22 protein-coding genes are annotated in these 17,974 nt (G+C 69.7%); 8 read left to right on the forward strand and 14 right to left on the reverse strand.

The window, feature by feature from the left end; translation table 11 throughout:
• The first annotated feature begins 112 nt into the window (after positions 1-112).
• The 3 genes from PK98_RS15960 (at position 113) to PK98_RS07930 (ending at position 2,570) form a co-directional block, all read left to right on the forward strand.
• Positions 113-1,126: a hypothetical protein gene (locus PK98_RS15960; RefSeq protein WP_052208194.1), complete on the forward strand. Its 1,014-nt coding sequence runs from the start codon at positions 113-115 to the stop codon at positions 1,124-1,126.
• Positions 1,123-1,473, forward strand: a complete 351-nt coding sequence (locus PK98_RS07920; RefSeq protein ID WP_200884980.1) for a hypothetical protein — start codon at positions 1,123-1,125, stop codon at positions 1,471-1,473. Before PK98_RS15960 ends, PK98_RS07920 begins: the two co-directional genes overlap by 4 nt.
• A gap of 245 nt (positions 1,474-1,718) precedes the next feature.
• Positions 1,719-2,570, forward strand: coding sequence for a type 1 glutamine amidotransferase (locus tag PK98_RS07930; RefSeq protein WP_039095580.1), 852 nt, complete (start codon positions 1,719-1,721; stop codon positions 2,568-2,570).
• 24 nt (positions 2,571-2,594) lie between these two features.
• Here the strand turns inward: PK98_RS07930 and PK98_RS07935 are convergent, their stop codons facing one another.
• The 7 genes from PK98_RS07935 to PK98_RS07965 all read right to left on the reverse strand — a co-directional run bounded on the left by PK98_RS07935 (position 2,595) and on the right by PK98_RS07965 (position 8,411).
• Entirely contained in the window at positions 2,595-3,758 is a 1,164-nt protein-coding gene (locus PK98_RS07935; RefSeq protein WP_039095583.1) for a hypothetical protein, read from the reverse strand.
• A gap of 199 nt (positions 3,759-3,957) precedes the next feature.
• Entirely contained in the window at positions 3,958-4,506 is a 549-nt protein-coding gene (locus tag PK98_RS07940) for a winged helix DNA-binding protein (RefSeq protein ID WP_052208196.1), read from the reverse strand.
• 28 nt (positions 4,507-4,534) lie between these two features.
• Entirely contained in the window at positions 4,535-4,960 is a 426-nt protein-coding gene (locus PK98_RS07945; RefSeq protein ID WP_152608563.1) for a hypothetical protein, read from the reverse strand.
• Positions 4,961-5,120: 160 nt separating this feature from the next.
• Entirely contained in the window at positions 5,121-5,642 is a 522-nt protein-coding gene (locus PK98_RS07950; RefSeq protein WP_039095585.1) for a helix-turn-helix domain-containing protein, read from the reverse strand.
• Positions 5,643-5,744: 102 nt separating this feature from the next.
• On the reverse strand, positions 5,745-6,548 hold the full coding sequence (locus PK98_RS07955) for a LysR family transcriptional regulator (RefSeq protein ID WP_039095587.1): 804 nt from the start codon (positions 6,546-6,548) through the stop codon (positions 5,745-5,747).
• A gap of 36 nt (positions 6,549-6,584) precedes the next feature.
• Positions 6,585-6,995: a Co2+/Mg2+ efflux protein ApaG gene (apaG, locus tag PK98_RS07960; protein ID WP_039095589.1), complete on the reverse strand. Its 411-nt coding sequence runs from the start codon at positions 6,993-6,995 to the stop codon at positions 6,585-6,587.
• A gap of 69 nt (positions 6,996-7,064) precedes the next feature.
• On the reverse strand, positions 7,065-8,411 hold the full coding sequence (locus tag PK98_RS07965; protein WP_235425430.1) for a sensor histidine kinase: 1,347 nt from the start codon (positions 8,409-8,411) through the stop codon (positions 7,065-7,067).
• 283 nt (positions 8,412-8,694) lie between these two features.
• Between PK98_RS07965 and PK98_RS07970 the strand changes: the two genes are divergently transcribed.
• A complete protein-coding gene (locus PK98_RS07970; RefSeq protein WP_039095592.1) occupies positions 8,695-9,951 on the forward strand; it encodes a GGDEF domain-containing protein in 1,257 nt (418 codons plus the stop codon).
• Positions 9,952-9,962: 11 nt separating this feature from the next.
• On the opposite strand, the gene PK98_RS07975 is transcribed toward PK98_RS07970, so the two are convergent.
• Complete coding sequence (locus PK98_RS07975) at positions 9,963-11,168, reverse strand: trans-sulfuration enzyme family protein (RefSeq protein WP_039095594.1); 1,206 nt, start codon at positions 11,166-11,168, stop codon at positions 9,963-9,965.
• A gap of 75 nt (positions 11,169-11,243) precedes the next feature.
• On the opposite strand from PK98_RS07975, the gene PK98_RS07980 reads away from it, so the two are divergent.
• Both PK98_RS07980 and PK98_RS17165 read left to right on the forward strand, forming a co-directional pair.
• Positions 11,244-12,521: a phospholipid carrier-dependent glycosyltransferase gene (locus PK98_RS07980; RefSeq protein WP_039095597.1), complete on the forward strand. Its 1,278-nt coding sequence runs from the start codon at positions 11,244-11,246 to the stop codon at positions 12,519-12,521.
• Between the two features lie 112 nt (positions 12,522-12,633).
• Entirely contained in the window at positions 12,634-12,999 is a 366-nt protein-coding gene (locus PK98_RS17165; RefSeq protein WP_039095599.1) for a hypothetical protein, read from the forward strand.
• Positions 13,000-13,040: 41 nt separating this feature from the next.
• Here PK98_RS17165 and leuB read toward each other — a convergent pair whose 3' ends face one another.
• From leuB to PK98_RS08015, 6 genes are all read right to left on the reverse strand, one after another.
• Positions 13,041-14,096 carry a 3-isopropylmalate dehydrogenase gene (gene leuB / locus PK98_RS07990; protein WP_039095601.1) on the reverse strand — a complete coding sequence of 352 codons (1,056 nt, stop codon included), beginning with the start codon at positions 14,094-14,096 and terminating at the stop codon, positions 13,041-13,043.
• Complete coding sequence (gene recO / locus PK98_RS07995; protein WP_039095603.1) at positions 14,097-14,693, reverse strand: DNA repair protein RecO; 597 nt, start codon at positions 14,691-14,693, stop codon at positions 14,097-14,099.
• 41 nt (positions 14,694-14,734) lie between these two features.
• On the reverse strand, positions 14,735-15,022 hold the full coding sequence (locus PK98_RS08000) for a hypothetical protein (RefSeq protein ID WP_052208201.1): 288 nt from the start codon (positions 15,020-15,022) through the stop codon (positions 14,735-14,737).
• A 63-nt stretch (positions 15,023-15,085) separates the two neighbouring features.
• On the reverse strand, positions 15,086-15,391 hold the full coding sequence (locus tag PK98_RS08005) for an accessory factor UbiK family protein (protein ID WP_052208202.1): 306 nt from the start codon (positions 15,389-15,391) through the stop codon (positions 15,086-15,088).
• Between the two features lie 42 nt (positions 15,392-15,433).
• A complete protein-coding gene (locus PK98_RS08010) occupies positions 15,434-15,925 on the reverse strand; it encodes a TspO/MBR family protein (protein ID WP_039096459.1) in 492 nt (163 codons plus the stop codon).
• Positions 15,922-16,668 carry a TlyA family RNA methyltransferase gene (locus PK98_RS08015; RefSeq protein ID WP_039095605.1) on the reverse strand — a complete coding sequence of 249 codons (747 nt, stop codon included), beginning with the start codon at positions 16,666-16,668 and terminating at the stop codon, positions 15,922-15,924. Before PK98_RS08015 ends, PK98_RS08010 begins: the two co-directional genes overlap by 4 nt.
• 72 nt (positions 16,669-16,740) lie before the next feature.
• Between PK98_RS08015 and PK98_RS08020 the strand changes: the two genes are divergently transcribed.
• Together PK98_RS08020 and PK98_RS08025 are read left to right on the forward strand one after the other, a co-directional pair.
• A complete protein-coding gene (locus PK98_RS08020) occupies positions 16,741-17,256 on the forward strand; it encodes a hypothetical protein (protein WP_039095607.1) in 516 nt (171 codons plus the stop codon).
• Entirely contained in the window at positions 17,256-17,792 is a 537-nt protein-coding gene (locus PK98_RS08025; protein ID WP_039095609.1) for a hypothetical protein, read from the forward strand. Before PK98_RS08020 ends, PK98_RS08025 begins: the two co-directional genes overlap by 1 nt.
• Positions 17,793-17,974: the final 182 nt, after the last annotated feature.

Here is a 17,974-nt window from a genome sequence, read left to right on the forward strand (position 1 = left end):
GGGCGCTTGCCATCCTGGAGGTTCCCTGCCGCCACAACGGCCCGTGCCGAAAGCATTTTCCTACAGCCGCCTGCCCATGCCATCGCGCCGGCGTACAGCGGGAGGCAAGCGGGTGACGGAGCAGGGACGCGGCGATTATGTCTGGATCGAACAGGCAGTGCCGAACACGACATCGCCCGTGATCGAGACGTTCGAGGTTCCCGCCGCGCTGGCACCGCCGCAGGAGCTGGCGCCGCAGCTGCGCCTGCCGACCGAGCAGGCCTTCACCATGGTTCCGCACGGCGACGGCATGATCGCGGCGCCGGTGCTGCCGGAGGATGCGCTGCCCGGTTGCGAAGACCACCGCGCGCGGCGGGCGGCCGGGCGGCGCACATCCTATGTCACCAATCCCGGCCCCATGCCGGAGGCGGACGATCCGCTGCTGGACTTCGTGCCAGCGCCGCACACTCATCCGCGGCGCAACTCCATCACGGCGGAGCGGCAGCGCGAATTCATCGCCGCGCTGGCGGCGACGGGCGTGGTGCTGCAGGCGGCGGCGCATATCGGTGCCAGCCCCGAAGCGCTGTACAATCTGCGGCACAAGCCGGGGGCGGACGACTTTGCCGCGGCATGGGAAGCGGCGGCCGAGCGCGGCTTCGCCCGGGTGGAGGACAGCGCGGTGCAGCGGGCAATCACCGGGGAGAACCGGCTGATCGTGTCCGGCGGCAAGCTGCTGGGATATGAGCGGCGCCATAACGAGGCGCTGGTGATGTTCCTGCTGCGGAACCGCCGGCCCGAGCGCTACGGTGGCAGCGGACGATCGCCCAAGCTGCCGCCGCTGCGCCAGGCGCGCCATGTTCCGGCCCGGGACCCGGCACCGGCGCCGGCGCTGTCACAGGAGGAACCGCCCGCCCTGCCCGCCGGCGATGCCGAGGCGGCCGCGCCCGGTGATCTGCGCGGCTGGAAGCGGATGCTGCTGGAGCAGCCGCACAGCGTGGACCTCCGCCGCTTCACCGGGTTCGAACTGGAGGCGCTCGAGCAGATGACGGCGGCGGAAGCCTATGCGCCCGATCCGGTTCCGCACAGGCTGGTGGCAGACCATGCAAGCGGGAACGGGGCGAGCGCCGAACCGTCGCTCGGAGGATGAACGAGGATCGCAGCGAACCCCCGGTGACGCCTGACGGCCGCTACCTGGTGGTGCGTGGGCGGTTGTGGCGGCGGGCGAACCCGGACCTGCCCGACCATGTGCGGCAGGCTCTGGTCGATCGGCTGATGGCCGCGCGCCGCGCGGTCGGCCGTGCGCTGAAGGCAGGTGATGCGGCGGCGCTGGCTGCGGCGCGCGGCGCGGTGGACGAGGCCAAGATCGCGCTGGGCGAGCGTGGGCCGGTGTGGTGGGACGATGGTGCGCCCGACCTCAACCGCCACATGGCGCGCAACACCCCCTATCATGCGTGGTTCGCCGCACTGGAGGCGCAGGGTGCGGACCAGGCTTAGCATCTGCCGCCGGAAGCTGTCCTTTGCCGATGAGGCGGAGGCGCAGGCCGCGATCACCCGATCCGGGCTGGTGTTGCGGACCTATCGTTGCGACCGCTGCCATCGCATCCACCTGACCAGCCGGACCAAGGGCAAGCGGATGCCGCGGACCGGGGCCGGCACCGGCGGTAATCATGAGACAAATGGTAATTGCGGCACAGATGCGCCGATCCGCGGTTGAACAAGGAAACCGAAAAGGGTCCTGTGTGTCGCGTTACCTGATTGCCGAGAGTGAACTGCCGAAAGAACGCCAGAAGCGGCGCGCGCGCGCAGGCAAGAGTTCGGGCGAAACCTACCAGGCCACGCTGGAGCAGATGCGGCCCGGCGCGGACGTCACCCTGATTGCCCCGGCCGACGAAGACGCGCCGGTGCTGTCGCCCGAGGAGCTGGCCAGGTTCGACGCGGTGCTGCTGACCGGATCGCCGATGCATGTCTATGACGACACGCCGCCGGTGCGCCGCCAGCTGGCCTTCATGCGGGCGGTGTTCGCCTCCGGCACGCCCTCCTTCGGATCATGCGCCGGCTTGCAGGTCGCCACTGCGGCCGCGGGCGGCCGGGTGCGGCGCATGGCGGGGCGGATCGAGGCAGGCATCGTGCGCGGGATCACCGCGACGGAGGCCGGACGCGACCATCCCCTGCTGGCCGGGCGTCCGCCATGCTGGGATGCGATCGGCATTCATGGCGACGAGGTGGAAGTGCTGCCGCCCGGGGCCACATTGCTGGCGGGCAATGCCGCCACGGTGGTGCAGGCGGCCGAGATCCGCCACGATCGCGGGGTCTTCTGGGGCGTGCAATACCACCCGGAGCTGACCATGGCCGAAATCGCCACCGCGCTGCGATCGCAGGCGGACGACCTGGTGGAGAACGGGGTGGCGGAAAGCGACGATGATGTCGGCACGATCGCCGACATGCTGGAAGAACTGCATCGCCGGCCCGACCATCACCCCTTGCGCTGGAAGCTGGGGGTCGGAAGGGAAATGGCGGAAGAACAGCGACGGCGGACCGAGATCAGCAATTTCCTGGATCATGCGGCCAGGCTGAGGGACGGCGGCATCTGAGGCAGGCGCCGCCGCCGGCGTGCCTCAGCGGGTAACCGTCAGCTCGAAACCGCCGGGCGTTTCCACGCCCCCGGCAGCGGTGGCGGTGATGCGCAGGTCGCGCAGCCAGCGGGCCAGATCCTCGTGCCGGCTGAGCGGCAGGCTGACCAGCGCGTTGAGGTCGCCGCCGCCATCATCGTCGGTCGCGATTTCCGACTGGCCGAACGGGGTGTCGATCCCGACCTTGAGGTAGGGATCGAGTGCGTCCTCCCCTTCCCCCATCGCATTCATGGCGATCTGCACGGCCCCCGGCTGCCGCACGAGCGTGGCGATGGCCCGCTGGCTGAGGCGGTAGACCGGCGGCGCGGCGAGACTGGCAACGACGCCCTGCACCGTCTCGTCCAGGCCGATCTCGATCGGGTCCGGCAGCTCGATCCGGTTCAGGCCGAACGTGTAGGCGCCGCTGCCCGAGCCGACGCCGCTGACGATGGCGGCATAGGTGCCGTCACCAGGCGCGGTAAACACCAGCTGCGCGGCCAGGCTGCCGCCGCTGTCATCATCCTCGACCAGGGCCGTGGTGCCGGCGACGGTCGGCGTCTGGCCGGGCGTTGCGGGCACGATGCGCAGATAGGGATCGAGGCCCGATTCGTCGGAGCCGGCCACGGCCTCGAACGTGTCGCCCTGCTTCGCGGTGAAGATGAACGCCTGCTCGCCATTGGCGCGCAGCGTACCTTCGTGGGTGTAGGGAAGCCGGCTTACCGTCTCCGGTTCGGACGGTCGCCAGTCACTGGGGGTGACGGTCAGCGTGAAGTGCGGCGCATCGCCCAGCCCCTCCGTGCTTTCGCCAAGCTGGCTGACCACCACGCGGACCCGCTGCCCCGCGGCGGAGAACAGCGGCACGCGGGCGGCTAGCCCGTCGCCGAAATCATCGTTGGTGGCGAGTTCCGCACCGGCTTCGTCATAGACGGTCAGCACCGGGTCCGTGCCGCCGAGCGGCAGCGCCGTGACCTCGACCGACTGCCCCGCCGCAAGCGTCAGCCAGTAGGCACGCGTTCCGTCTGCCGGCGCGAAGCTGCCCTGGATGACGTAACCGACAGAGGGCTGCTGCGCGATATCGGCGGCAATCGTGCGGCTTTGCGCGCCGGCGGTTTGGACAAGGCCGGCCTGGCCCAGGCAAAGGACAATGGCAGTCAGCGCGATGCGATACATGCTAGGCAAATCCCCCGGGTTGCCGACGGTCGGACCCATGCCGATCCGTACAGCTTGCGGCCTGTATCAGCCTGCCGCCGGGGGTTGTAAACAGCTTCAAACCGTTCGTCTGTATTCGACCGTGTTCGCAATCACTTGGCCCGACCCGCCGGGGCCGGTCGGCACGTGCCCGCGTGCCCCATGGCCGAATCACCCGCTGTCAGGCGGCGAGCGGCATCGGCATGGCGGTCTTTCCCGCGGGCCGGTTCGCCTGCAGGTAGGCGGTCATCTTGGCATAGCCCAGTTCCGACAGACGCACGAAGCTGCGCCGGGCATCCCGCCGGTCCGCTTCCCGCAGCAGCAGGCCGTTCCTTTCCAGCTGCTTCAGCCAGCGCAGGGCGGTCGTCTCGGGCACGCCTGCGCCCAGGCATGCCGCGGTGACGGAGACGCGCTTGCCCTGCCGGTCGCAGATATACAGGTCCAGCAGCATGTCCCATGCGGGCTCGCCGAACAGGTCACCGTCGAAGAACTCGCGCCGACGCTGGCGTTCGCGGTAGATGTCCTGTGCCACCACCAGCCACATGTCGCTGTCCTGGCCGTAGGCGTCGAACGCGGCGCGGTCCGCCTCCGCCGCGTCGCGCGCGGCGACATCGGCGGCGAGGCGCATGGCCTGATTGCCCAGCATGCGGAGCTGGCGGGTGAGCGCGGCCATGTCCGCGGCCATAGCGGCCTGGTCGGGCGCCGGGGTGACGGGCAGCTGGACGCTCATGCCGCGGCTCCCGCCGGTGATGTGCCGATCAGCGGAACGGAAGCTCGGGCCGCCAGTCCGGATACGGTCCGATGCGGCGCTGCCGCAGCAGGTGCGCGCCGAGGCCGATCGCCAGCGCCACCACGGTGAGCAGGGCCGGCGGTTCCACCATCGCCCAGTAGGCCCGCTGCATGCCCCCCGGCAGCAGCAGCGCGGCGAGGTGCCCCAGCACCGCAACCAGCTTCAGCCCGGCCGGCACGATCGGCCACACCCGGTTGGCCCGGATGGCCAGCCAGGTGAAGACCGCCAGCTCCACCAGGTTGCCGACGAAGATCGACGGCGCGAAATGGCTGAACTGCACGCGGCCGACCGCCACGCCGAGCAGTTCGTCGGCCAGGAACATCGCCAGCAGGAGGCCGCCCGCCGCCCGCTCCGGCGCACCGCCGCGCCACACGGCGAGAAAGTAGACCAGCACCGATAGCGCCGAGATCAGGAGTGTGTGCGGCTGCATGGCCCAGGCTAGGCCCCGCCCCCGCACTCAACCTCGCCAAGATCCGTGACATTGTTCGACCCCCGAATGCCCGATCTCGCGACGATCGGGATCCCCATCACCGGAGCTGCAGGAAGGGTCGGCATCATTGTGCGGCCATGGTGCGCGAGATCTGGTCGAACATCATGACCGAACCCAGCGCGATGAAGACGAGCATGACCGCGAGAACCGCGATCGCACCCAGCCGCATGACCGTACCGTTGCGCCCTTCGAACAATTCCGGAGCGACGCGGTACTCCGTGATGCCAGCCCCTCCAGCGGAGGGAGCGGGAACCGGCAGGAGCGCTGCGCCGTTCGCCCTGCCGGTATCGGCGGGCAGCGGTTCGGCGACGATAGGGGTTTCTTCATATGCCAACGGACGGGATGGTTCACCATGCGTCCCGGCCATGCCGTCCAGCAGCCGGCGATAGGTCTGGGCGACCTCCCCCCGGCTGTCGGCGCCGAGCTTGACCTTGGCGAACTGGATCCGCTGATCGACCGTATGCGGGGAGATCCCGAGATCGCGCGCGATCTCCTTGGATGTCTTGTGCGCTATCAGCAGGTCGAGCACCTCCCGCTGCTTGTCCGTCAGGGAGGCCAACTGCTCCCTTATGTCAGACTCTGACATATGCCTGCGACCCTGTTATGTCCCTTTGCGGCACATCTATACGGGCGCAGGCTCGAGGGGAAGTGCGCAATATGCCGGTCCGGAAGATTCGGACCGGCCGCCTCAGTCGCCGGTGGCGGGCACCAGATGGGCGACCAGCGCGCGGACCTTCTTCTGCCGCCATTGCGGGCGTGGTGCGACCAGCCAGTAGGCCCGGCGGACCTCCTCCGGTTCGCTCAGCGCCAGCAGCCGGCCGGATGCGAGCGCCTCCTCGACCAGTGGCAGCGGCAGGGTGGTGCGGCCGAGGCCCGCCAGTGCGGAGGACAGCGCCTGGCCGGCATTGCCGACCTGCAGCAGCACCTCGTCCCCCGCCGCAGGGTCGGGGCAGCCGGGCCAGGTGACCCAGCCAGCGGGGGCATCAGGCGCGGCCACGGTGATGCGGCGCGCGGGCGACAGTTCCACCCCTTCGTAGTCGCCAGGCCCTTCCACCAGGCGCACGGCCGCGTCGAGATTGGCCTGCGTGAAATCCGCCTCCTCCTCCGCCACCAGCTGGAAGCGGACCTGCGGGTTGGCGGCGCGGAAGCTCGCCAGCCGGGGCGCGAGCCACTGCGCGTAGAACTCGCGCGGCGCGGCCAGCGCGAAGGCGTGGCTGGACTGCCCCGCCTGCATGGCCTGCACGCTTTCCTCGAACCGCAGGAAGCCTTCGCGCAAGGGTTCCAGCCCGCCCTGCGCCTCGTCCGTCAGTTCCAGTCCGCGCGAGGTGCGGCGGAACAGCACCACGCCCAGCACATCTTCCAGCGCGCGGATCTGCTGGCCCACGGCGGCCGGCGTCACCGCCAGTTCGTCCGCCGCGCGGGTAAAGCTGAGATGGCGGGCCGCGGCGTCGAACACGCGCAGGGCGTTCAATGGCAGATGGGTACGCTTCATGGCATCACGCTCGGCACGGTCGCAATCACAGGCCGATCAACGCGCGGTAGCCGGCGCGGCCAGCGGAAAGAACGGGATCGCCACCTCGAACGCCGAGCCGTCCTCGCGCGAGAAGCCATAATGCCCTTCCATCGATCCGGTCCGCGTGGTCAGCTCGCAACCCGACACATAATCGTGCGTGGCGCCGGGATCGAGCACCGGAGTTTCCCCCACCACGCCTTCGCCATCCACCAGGCTGACGATGCCGCGCCCGTCGGTGATGCGCCAGTGGCGGGTACGCAGCTGGATCCGGTCGTCCCGCGCATTCTCCAGCCGGATGTGATAGACCCAGAACCACCGCTCGTTGGTGACGCGCGACTGGTCGGGCATGAAGGTCACGGACACGCGCACCGTCACCCCGTTGGTGATGGCAGCGTGCTGAAACATGTTGGCAAGCAGTTCGGCCATGGTGCGCAGCCTACGGCCCTGCCCCTCAAACGGCAATGCCCCTCTGTCCGGGACGGCGGCCGCGCGATCCTAGTCCGCGGGCTGCTCCGCCAGCACCGCGCCGTCGGCATCCAGCGCCCAGCGCAGGCCGCCCGGCGCATAGTCCAGCGTCACGGTCGCCTGCAGATTGTGCCGCGGCACATCGCGGATCAGCGTGGTGCCGAACCCTTTGCGTTCCGGCTCCACAACCGGCGGCCCGCCGCTTTCCTGCCACCATATGCGGAACCTTGCGCGATCGGGCGGGCAATTCCAGCCGATCGAGACATGCCCGTCCTGGACCGACAGGGCGCCATATTTAAGCGAATTGGTGGCGAGCTCGTGCAGCGCCATGCCCACCACTTCCGCCGCCCGCGGAACTAGCGCGCATTGTTCGCCGGCGATGCTGACTTCGCCCGGCGCGCCCGTCAGGAAGGCAAGCTGGCTACTCACCAGCTCTGCCACCGGAACGTCGCGCCACGCGCGGCGGACCAGGATGTCCTGGTTGACGGCCAGGCTGCGGACCCGATCCTCGAACCGGGCGATGAACTCGGCCTGCCCGGGCGCGGTGCGCCGGGCGAGCGCCTGCACGGTGCTCAGCATGTTCTTGGAGCGGTGGTTCACCTCCATCAGCAACAGGCGGATCTGCTCTGCCTGTTCGCGCTGGTCGGTGATGTCCGTGTTGGTGCCGACCCAGTTGACCAGCAGTCCGGCCGCATTGCGGATCGGCTGGGTGCGCCCCAGGAACCAGCGATAGGTGCCATCGGCGGCGCGCATGGGGAACGTGCCCTCCCAGGGTTCCTGCCGCCGGATGGCCGCGTCGAAGGTCTGCGTCACTTCCGCATGGTGATCCGGGTGGATCAGGTCCCGTCCGCGGAACGGCCGGTGGGCTGCGCTGTCGACCCCGCTGAAGTCGTACCAGCGTCGATTGTACCATTCGATCCTGCCGTCCGGCGCGGCGATCCAGGCCAGCTGGTCGATATTGTCCGCCAGCATGCGGAACCGTTCCTCGCTGAGCGTCAGGCGGCGCTGGTTCGCCAGGTGCTGTCCGGCATCGCGGGCGATCTTGCTGGCACCGACGATCAGGCCCGCACGATTGCGCACCGGCGACACGGTGACGGACACATCCACCAGGCGGCCGCTCTTGTGGATCCGGCGGGTGAAGAACTGGCCGACCTGCTCCCCGGCCCGGATGCGGTCGAGGATGTGGTCCTCCTCCTGCTGGCGGTCGGCTGGCAGCAGGATGCGGACGGACTGCCCGACCATCTCCGCCGCGCTGTAGCCGAACAGCCGTTCCGCCGCGGGATTCCACGCCTGCACGACCCCCTCCGTGGTCTTGGCGACGATGGCATCGTCCGATCCCTGGAACAGGGCAGCGAACAGGTCCTCTTTCTCGATCAAGCGCGTTCCGTTTCCGTCCTGACGGGGCCGACCAGCTACATACGAGGGCGCATGGGGAAAGCAATCGAGCTTTGTAGCAGCGGCCGGTGACCGGGCGCGCAAAAAGGCGGTTTGCCGGCAACGTGTCCTAAAGTATCAGGCAAGTAGCACCTGGACATCAGGGGCAGGCGAACCGCGCCTGAGTCCCGCCCGGATTGCGAGAAGGATTGCGCGTGCACATACCGGCGCCGAACTGGACCAGAGGCAGGCTGCGGCGTGGTACCACGCAGGGCCCGGCCTGCTGGTGGCGCATGCGCAGATGAAGGTGATCGTGCCCGACATCCACCTGACCATCGCGGCATGCAGCACGGCGTTGGCGGTGATCATGTGCGTCGTGATCCTGCTGTCCTCCGCCAACGATGGCGCACGGCGGGAGCGGTGGTGGCTGTTCTTCCCGTTCGGCATTGCGGTGCCGGCGGGCGTGCTGCTGACCTGGCCCGAATTGCTGGGCAAGCCGTTCTGGGGGCTGCAGCTGGGCTGGTTCGCCCTGACGCTGGTCTATGGCGGTGTGTGGAATGCCGCCCGGGTCAGCCTGGGCCGCGCGCCGCGACTGCTGGCGGTGCTGCTGCCCTGTTCGGCCGCGTTGCTGTTCAACGCGACGGTCGGGGCCGATACGGCATGGCCGGAGATGCGGATGCTGCCACGGATCGCCCTGTTCGGCCTGTTCAACGCGCTGGCTGCACGCGAGTTCTGGCGTCTGCCCGAACACCAGCCGCCCAGTGCCATGACCTTGCGCTGGATCCTGACAGCCTTTGCCGTGATCGACCTTGGGCGCACGCCGCTGGCGCCGCTCCTGCCCGGACCGCTGGGTGTCGATCCGACGCAGCTGTGGTCGCTGGCCCTGTTCAACTTCGCACTGGTGCTGGAAGGCCTGCTGCTGGGCGTGTTCCTGACCGCGCTGCGGCGCGAACAGGTGGCCGCCCGCCACCTGCGGCTGGCGATGGTCGATCCGCTGACCGGCGTCGGCAACCGCCGTGCCCTGGATGCGGCAATCGCCCAGCTGGAGGAAGCACCGCCGACGAAGGATGCGCGGCCGGTCGCGATTGCGATGTTCGATATCGACTGCTTCAAGCTGGTGAACGACGAACTGGGCCACCCGTTCGGCGACCTGGTGATCGCCGGTGCGGCGCATGTCGCGCAAGAGCTGTTCGGCCCCGGACAGGTCTATCGTACCGGCGGGGAGGAGTTCGCGGTGGTGTTCCGCGCGGCCACGATGTCGGACGCGCTGCGGCGGGCGGACCGGCTGCGCAAGGCCTTTGCCGATCGCAGCCATCGCGAAGGCAGTACCGTGCGGCGGTGCACGATCAGCGTGGGCGTGGCCCTGACCGGCCCGGACCGTGGGCCCAGAGCGTTGCTCGCCTGCGCGGACGAGGCGCTGTATACGGCCAAGCGCGGCGGCCGCAATCGCACGATCATCGCCGGTTCGCTCCTGCCGGTCGCCATCACCCCTGTGTTGAGGGACTACCCGCGAGCTGTGCGCCGCGTGTCGCTTGGCGACTGAGGCCGCAGCTTTCAGCGGCCGATGCGGTTCAGCGCCTGATCGAGGTCGGCGATCAGGTCGAGCGGATCCTCCAGCCCGACATTCAATCGCAGCATGCCATCGGAGACGCCGGCGTCGGCGCGGCCCTCGGGCCCCATATTGTAATGGGTGGTGGTCGCCGGGTGGCACATCAGCGACTTGGAATCGCCGATATTGTTGCTGATGTCGATCAGCTGCAGCGCGTCCAGCAAACCCATCGCCTGCTCCTGCCCGTCCATGTAGCAGGCGAAGATCGGACCGGCCGCCACCATCTGCCGCATGGCCAGATCATGCTGCGGGTGGCTGGGCAGGCCGGGATAGAGCACCTCCACGCCGCGCCCTTCCAGGAAGCGGGCAACCTCCAGCGCGTTCTCGCTCTGCCGGCGCGCGCGCAGGTCCAGCGTCTCCAGCCCCTTCAGCACCACCCAGGCGTTGAACGGCGCCAGGATCGGGCCCGTGTTGCGCTGGAACGGCATCAGCACATCGGTGATCCACTGCTCGGACGCGCACAGCGCACCGGCCAGCACGCGGCCCTGCCCGTCCATCAGCTTGGTGGCGGAATAGGCGACGATGTCCGCCCCGAACTCCATCGGCCGCTGCAGGACCGGGCTGGCGAAGGCATTGTCCACCAGCGTGGTAATGCCGTGCGCCCGTGCCAGCCCGCAGACATGCGCCAGGTCGACCACGTCCATCGTGGGATTGGCCGGCGTCTCAAAGAAGAACATCTTTGTGTTGGGGCGGATCGCGGCCTCCCACGCGGCATTGTCGCGCGCGTCGATGGTGGTGCCTTCGATCCCGAAACGCGGCAGCAGATTGTCCACGATCCAGCGGCACGAACCGAACGCCGCCTTGCCCGCAACGATGTGGTCACCGGCGGACAGGTGCGCCAGCATGGCGGCGGACATCGCGGCCATGCCGGTCGCCTGCACACGGCAGGCTTCGGCACCTTCCAGCGCGGCGATGCGGTCCTCCAGCATCTGCGTAGTGGGGTTCTGCATGCGCGAATAGACCATGCCCGGTGCCTCGCCCGCAAAGCGGTCGGCAACGGTCTGCGCGGAATCGTAGGTGTACCCGCTGTTGAGGAACAATGCCTCGCTGGTCTCGCCATGTTCCGAGCGCCAGGTGCCGGCGCGCACGGCCTGCGTTGCGGGGCGCCAGGCGGCGGTGACGGAGCGGTCCTGTCCGGTGGTATTCTTCATGGGACTGCGCATTACGGCCACCGGCGCGGCGGGGCAAGCTTGCCCTCCTGCCCGCCGCTTTGTAGGCGCGCACCGGTGACGAGGACCCCGCCGCCTGCCCATCCCCGCGACCCGCTCGGCTGGACGGCGCTGCTGGTGGCGCTGTTTGCCGTCCTGGCCGGATGGAAGCTGACCACCCCGTCGCAGCCCTTCTTCGACGAAGTGCATTACCTGCCCGCGGCCCGTGCGCTGCTGGACCTCTCGCGCATCGCCAATCCGGAGCACCCGCCGCTCGGCAAGCTGCTGCTGGCGGGTGGCATGGCGCTGTTCGGGGACAATCCGCTGGGCTGGCGGGTGATGCCGTGGGCGGCCGGCGTGCTGACCTTGTGGGCGTTCACCCGCGCGCTGTGGTTCGCCAGCCTTTCGCGCTTTGCCAGCCTGACGGGCGGCGTGCTGGCGGTGGCTGGGTTCCCGCTGCTGGTGCAGGCGCGCATCGCCATGCTGGACGTGTTCATGCTGGCGGGCGTGGCCTGTGCAGCGTGGCTGTGCGCCGCCGCCATGCGCGAGCCGGAACGGGCGCGCTGGCGACTGGCACTGGCCGGCGTGGCACTGGGCTGCGCGATGGCGGCCAAGTGGAACGCCATTCCGGTGGCGGTGCTCCCCGGTCTCGCCTTTGCCGCCGTGCGGCTGCGCGCCTGCGGCTGGCACGGGCTGGTGACCCGGCGCGGACCGCCGGTGGCCAATATCCGGCTGGCAGAGGCCGCGTTGTGGCTGGGGCTGGTGCCGCTGGCCACCTATGCCGCCTGCTACCTGCCTTACTGGTTCGTGGAGGTGGCCCCGCTGCGAGGCTGGGCCGGGCTGGTGGCCTGGCACGGGGAGATGCTTGCCTTGCAGCACCAGATCCTGCCGCCGCATCCCTATGGCAGCCGATGGTGGGAATGGGTGCTGGACTGGCGGGCGATCTGGTATCTGTACGAGCCGGTGGACGGCGCGCAGCGAGGCGTGCTGCTGGTCGGCAATCCGCTGGTCCACCTGCCCGCGCTGCCCGCGCTGGCGTGGTGCCTGTGGGCAGGTCTGCGCGGGCGGGCGGACGCACTGGCGGTGGCGGTGCTGTATGGCGCCAGCATGGCGCTGTGGATGGTGACGGCCAAGAACGTGCAGTTCTTCTATCATTATAGCCTGCCCGGCCTGTTCGCGACGGCAGCGCTGGCGCTGGCGCTGGATGCGTGGTGGCAGCGGGGCTGGCGGAGCGTGCTGGCGGTGCCGGTGGGAGCATTGCTGTTGCTGGCTTGGTTCTGGCCGGTGCTGACCGCCGGCGCTCTGGATGGGCCAGACGGGTTCCGGCGATATGCCTGGGTGCGCGGCTGGATCTAGCCGCAGTAGCTTGCTCGGTCACATCGATGTGGCCATGTTTCGTTCATGTACACTGCCCGATAGGTGAACGAACAGGATCATTCGAGATCCCGGTGCCAATCGGAGACGATCGATGAAGACATTCATTCTTGCCACGGCGCTTGCGGCCATGATCGTCGCGCCCGCCGCTGCCGCCCCCGGGAAGGGCCAGAGTGGCCGGGGGAACAGCGAACATCATGAACGCTGGGATCGCGACGACCGTCGCGGAAACGACCGCCGTGACGATCATCGCGACTATCGCGGAGGCGACCGTCGGGACGATCGTGGGCCACGCGGCGGGCGCGGGATCCCTCCGGGTCACATCCCGCCGGCCGGCCAGTGCCGCGTGTGGTTCGATGATCGCCCGCCCGGCCACCAGCCGCGTGCGACCAGCTGCCGCGAAGCCCGCGCCACCGCCCATCGTTATGGCGGGCGGGTGATCGTCGGCGGACGGAGGTAGCTTCGTCGCCCGCTCCCGGCAGGCCGGGAGCGGCAGGCGGCCTACAAACGCGCCAGCACCGCATCGCCGATGGCGACGGTGCCGGCCGTGCCGCCCAGGTCGCCGCCCTTGATCCCGTCGGCCAGGGTCACGGCGACCGCCGCCTCGATCCGGGTGGCGGCGTCCTCCTGCCCCAGCGCATGGCGCAGCAGCATGGCGAGCGACAGGATCATGGCCATCGGGTTGGCACGGCCGGTGCCGGCAATGTCGGGCGCGCTGCCGTGGATCGGCTCGAACAGGCCGAGCGTCCCATGCGCCATCTGCCGCTCGCCCAGCGCGGCGCTGGCGAGCAGGCCGATGGAGCCGACGCACATGCTCGCCTGGTCGGACAGGATGTCGCCGAACAGGTTGCCGGTGACGATCACGTCGAACTGGCCGGGATCGCGCACCAGCTGCATCGCGGCATTGTCGACATACATATGCGTCAGCGCGACATCCGGATATTCGGCGGCGACCTCGATCACCACGTCGCGCCACAGCTGGCTGGTTTCAAGCACATTTGCCTTGTCGACACTGCACAGCTTGCCGCTGCGCCCCTGCGCGGCACGGAAACCGACATGGGCGATGCGGCGGACCTCGTCTTCCGCATAGGACATCAGGTCGAAGCCCTGGCGGCGGCCATCGTCCAGCCGCCGGATCGCCTTCTCGCCAAAATAGACGTCGCCGTTCAGTTCGCGGATGATCAGCAGGTCGATCGCGCCGGCGACTTCGGGCCGCAGGGCGGACAGGTCCTCCAGCCCGGCAAACATCTTCGCCGGGCGCAGGTTGGCGAATAGGCCGAGTGCCGATCGCAGGCCCAGGATCGCCTGTTCGGGCCGAAGGTGCCGTTCCAGATTGTCGCAGGTCGGATCGCCCACCGCGCCGAATAGCAGCGCATCTGCGCCCTGTGCCAGTGCCAGCGTTTCGGGCGGCAGGGGATGGCCGTGGCGGTGATAGGCCGCGCCGCCGACATCGCCGTGGACCACCTCCACCGGCAGCTCCAGCGCGGCGAGCACGCGCAGCGCCTCCGCCATGATCTCGGGACCGATCCCGTCACCGGGCAGGCAGGCAATCTTCATCTATTCCATCCTGGACAATTGGTCGCGCAGGCGAGAGCGGGCGGCCATAACATCGCCGCGCCGGTCGGCAAGCAGGTAGCGCGCGAGCAGCGGCTGCAACCGGTCCAGCGCGGCGAGCGTCTCGGCAAAGGTGCCCGTCACCGGGGCCGCGCCGCCGAAGCCGAGGTCGCGCAACACCAGCGTCTCGAATGAAACCAGCCCGCCCAGCCAGTCGCGCGCCGGCGCGCCGCTGCCGATCGCGTCAAGCACGCCGCCCAGCGCCTGGAACAGGCGCGGATAGGGCTGCCGTTCCGGCAGGACGGTGGCGGTGAAGGCGGTGGTCCAGCCGATGGCGGCAGCGGCGAGCGGTTCGCCCAGCAGCGCGCCGCGGCTGCGCAGCAGTTCGGGCGTGGCGAAGGGCAGCTGCGCTTCGGAGCGGGCGGCGAGTTGCAGGTCCAGCAGGTTGCCGGGGATCAGCACGGGCCGCAGCCGCCGCCCGCGCCCGCCCGCGACATAGGCGGCGACAAGGCCATATTCTTCCGTAAGGGCGCGCGCGATGACCGCAGTCTCGCCATGCGGACGTGCGGCGAGCAGGATGGCAGGAACGCGCAGATGCATGGCGCTTCACCTGCGCCCGTGCGAGATGCGGCGCAAGCGGATCAGGCGGGCTTGGCCACCAGCAGGTCCGCGCAATCGGCACAGGGTTCGGCGCGGTTCTTGAGGTCGGCCTTCGATCTGGTCACCAGCGGGTTCTCCGGCCGGCCTGCCGTCCAGTTCTTCTGCATTCGCACCTGCGCGTTCGGTGCGCACCACAGCTCGCCCGTACCATCGATGGCGGTGACCCAGATCAGACTATGCTCCGGCCCGTAGTCGATCATGCCGACCGCTAGGCCATCCCCCTTGCCGAGCACGTGGAGGGGCATTGGGGGATTGAGCTGCGTGAACATGTGAGGAACACCTTTCACATGCAGCAACCCGCTAACATGGACTAGCGTTCCGGACGTACCCGGTCAGGCGAGCGGATCGCCTGAAGTGCCGGCGGCCGGAGCGCTGGTGAAGCCGGTGTCGGAACCGGCCAGCTTCGCCTCCAGCGCGGCGATGCGGGTCTGCAGCCGATCGGCTTCCTCACGGGCGCGGGCGGCCATGTCCTTGACCGCGTCGAACTCCTCGCGGCTGACAAAATCCATTCCGCCGAACGCTTCCTTGAAGCGTTCGCGCGCGCCCTCGCGCGCCTCCCGCGTCATGCCGGCAAAGGTGCCCGCGGCGCTGTTGGCAAGCTTGACGAAGTCGGCGAGGATCGGGTTCTGGCTCTGCATACACTGCTATCTGGCGCGCTGGCCGCGCCCGCGCAAGTGGTCCTATGCGCCGGGATTGAGCTGCAGCACCTGCCAGTTGAGCACCGTGGCGAACAGCACCCAGGCCAGATAGGGCAGCAGCAGCAGGCCCGCTGCCCGCCGCACCCGCAGGAACAGCGTCAGGGTGACGATCAGCGCCACGTCCAGCGCCAGCAGGATCGCCAGCGCCGCGCCGATCTGGTGCGCCGCGAAGAAGGTCGGCGACCACGCCAGGTTGAGCGCCAGCTGCACGGCAAAAGCCGTCAGCGCCGCCCGGCGGTGTGGCGCGCCACGCTCCGCCCCGACCAGCGCCAGCGCGATGCCCATCATCACGTAGAGGATCGGCCAGACGATGCCGAAGGTGGCGCCCGGCGGGTAGATCGCGGGCTTGGCCAGTGCGGCGAACGAGGGCTGGTCGCCGGAGGAGCCCGAGACGAGGCCCGACAGCGAGCCCAGCAGCAGCACGCCCGGCACCGCCAGCAGCAGCCAGCGCCTGAGATTGCGACGATCGGTCATGCGGCGGCTCCCTTGGTGGCGTTGACGAGGAATTCCACATTCCCCTCGCTGCCCGTGATCGGGCTGGGAATGATACCATTTACCTGCCAGCCGGTTTCCGCCAGCCAGGCGGACACTTCGTCGCACACCCGCTCATGCAGCGCCGGATCGCGCACGATGCCGCCCTTGCCCACCTCCTCGCGCCGCACCTCGAACTGCGGCTTGATCAGCGCCACGACCTGCGCACCGGGCAGCGCCAGGTCCAGCGGGGCGGCCAGCACCTTGGCCAGGCCGATGAAGCTGGCATCGCAGACGACCCAGTTGCATCCTTGCGTGATGATGTCCGTCGTCAGGTCCCGCGCATTGGTCTGTTCCAGCACCGTGATGCGCGGATCCTGCCGCAGCTTCCAGTCGAGCTGGTTGGTGCCGACATCCACCGCAAAGACATGCCGCGCGCCGTTTTCCAGCAGCACCTGCGTGAAGCCGCCGGTGCTGCTGCCGATGTCCATCGCCACCGCGCCGGTGGGGTCGAGCTGCCAGTGCGCCAGTGCGTGTGCCAGCTTCACCCCGCCGCGGCCGACCCAGGGATGGTCGCGCCCGCGCACCTCCACGGCGGCATCGGCGGCCACCTGCTGCCCCGGCTTGTCGATCCGCCGGTCGCCGGCAAAGACCAGCCCCGCCATGACCAGCGCCTGCGCCCGCGCGCGGCTGGGGGCGAGGCCCCGTTCGGTCAGCAACTGGTCGATACGCATCTTGCCCGCCATGGGGCAGGCGCTTTAGAGGCCGGACCTACACGCCGCCAGCCCTAACGCGTCTTCGCTTTCGAGAGGAATGCCATGATCGATCCGCCCCGCCCCGTCGCCCTTGCCATGCTGGGCGCCGCCGCCCTGCTGGCCGGCTGCAACCAGGCGCCGGAGGATGCGGCGCCCACGCCTGCGCTGACCACCTCCGCGCCGCGCACCGCCGACGCCAAGGGCGCGCCGCTGACCGCGGGCAGCTGGCTGGTCGAGGAAACGGCGGGTGGTGCCAGCGCCGTGTTCGCCGATCCGGCGGGCAAGCCGGTGGTGCGGCTGGTCTGCCGCCGGGCCGACCGGGCCGTGATCCTGACCCGGTCCGGCGTGGCCGAGGCGGCAACGTTCCGGTTGCAGGCGGGTGGTGTCGCCGCCGACCTGGCGATGGTGCCGGCTCCGACCAGCCTCGGAGACGTCGAGGCGGTGGTCGATCCCGCGCAGCCGATCTTTGCCGTGTTCGCCGATCCGGCCGCCACCATCCGCATGGAGGCGCCGGGCATCCCGGCCCTGCACCTGCCCAGCCATACCGGCATCAGCCGCGTCGCACAGGCCTGCAGCTGATGCGCGCGCGCACCCTGCGCCTGGCGACAGGCATCGCGCTGCTGGCCGCGCTGACGCTGCCCGGCTGCATCCCGCCGACACCGCAGCCGACCCCGGCCCCCGCGCCTGCCCCGGCACCGGCCCCCGCACCGCGGCCCGCCCCCCCGCCACCCCCTGCCGCGACCAACTGGATGGATGCACCGCAGACACCCGGCGACTGGCGGTACAGCCGGCTGGGCACGGGCGGGCGGGCGAGCTTCGTCGATCCCGCCGGCACCGTGCTGTTCGACATGATCTGCAGCGGCACACGGCAGGTAACGCTGGCGCGGGCCGGCGCCGGTGGCAGCAGCATGATCGTGCGGGCGGAAGCGGCGGAGCGCAGCCTGCCGGCCAGCCCGGCCAGCGGTGCCGCCACCGCGGTGCTGGCGGCGGGCGACTCGCTGCTGGATGCGATGGCCTTTTCCAAGGGCCGGTTCGCCGTGGAGGCGGGCAGCGCCGCGCCGCTGTTCCTGCCCGCCTGGCCGGAGGTGACGCGGGTGGTGGAGGACTGCCGCTGAGGGCAGACGGGCAGGCAGCGCGCGACGGTGGAAAAATCGCATCTTCGCACTTGCGTTGCCGCCCGGTCTGACTCAAATATCCCCGCAGGTCCGGCGATGCACGCAGGGCCCGGCCGCCGGTAAAATGGCGGCATGGCTATCCAGCGCGAAAGGAGGTGATCCGATGTCTCATGGTTCAGCAG

This window comes from Croceibacterium mercuriale, from assembly GCF_000802385.1.
GTDB lineage: Bacteria > Pseudomonadota > Alphaproteobacteria > Sphingomonadales > Sphingomonadaceae > Croceibacterium > Croceibacterium mercuriale.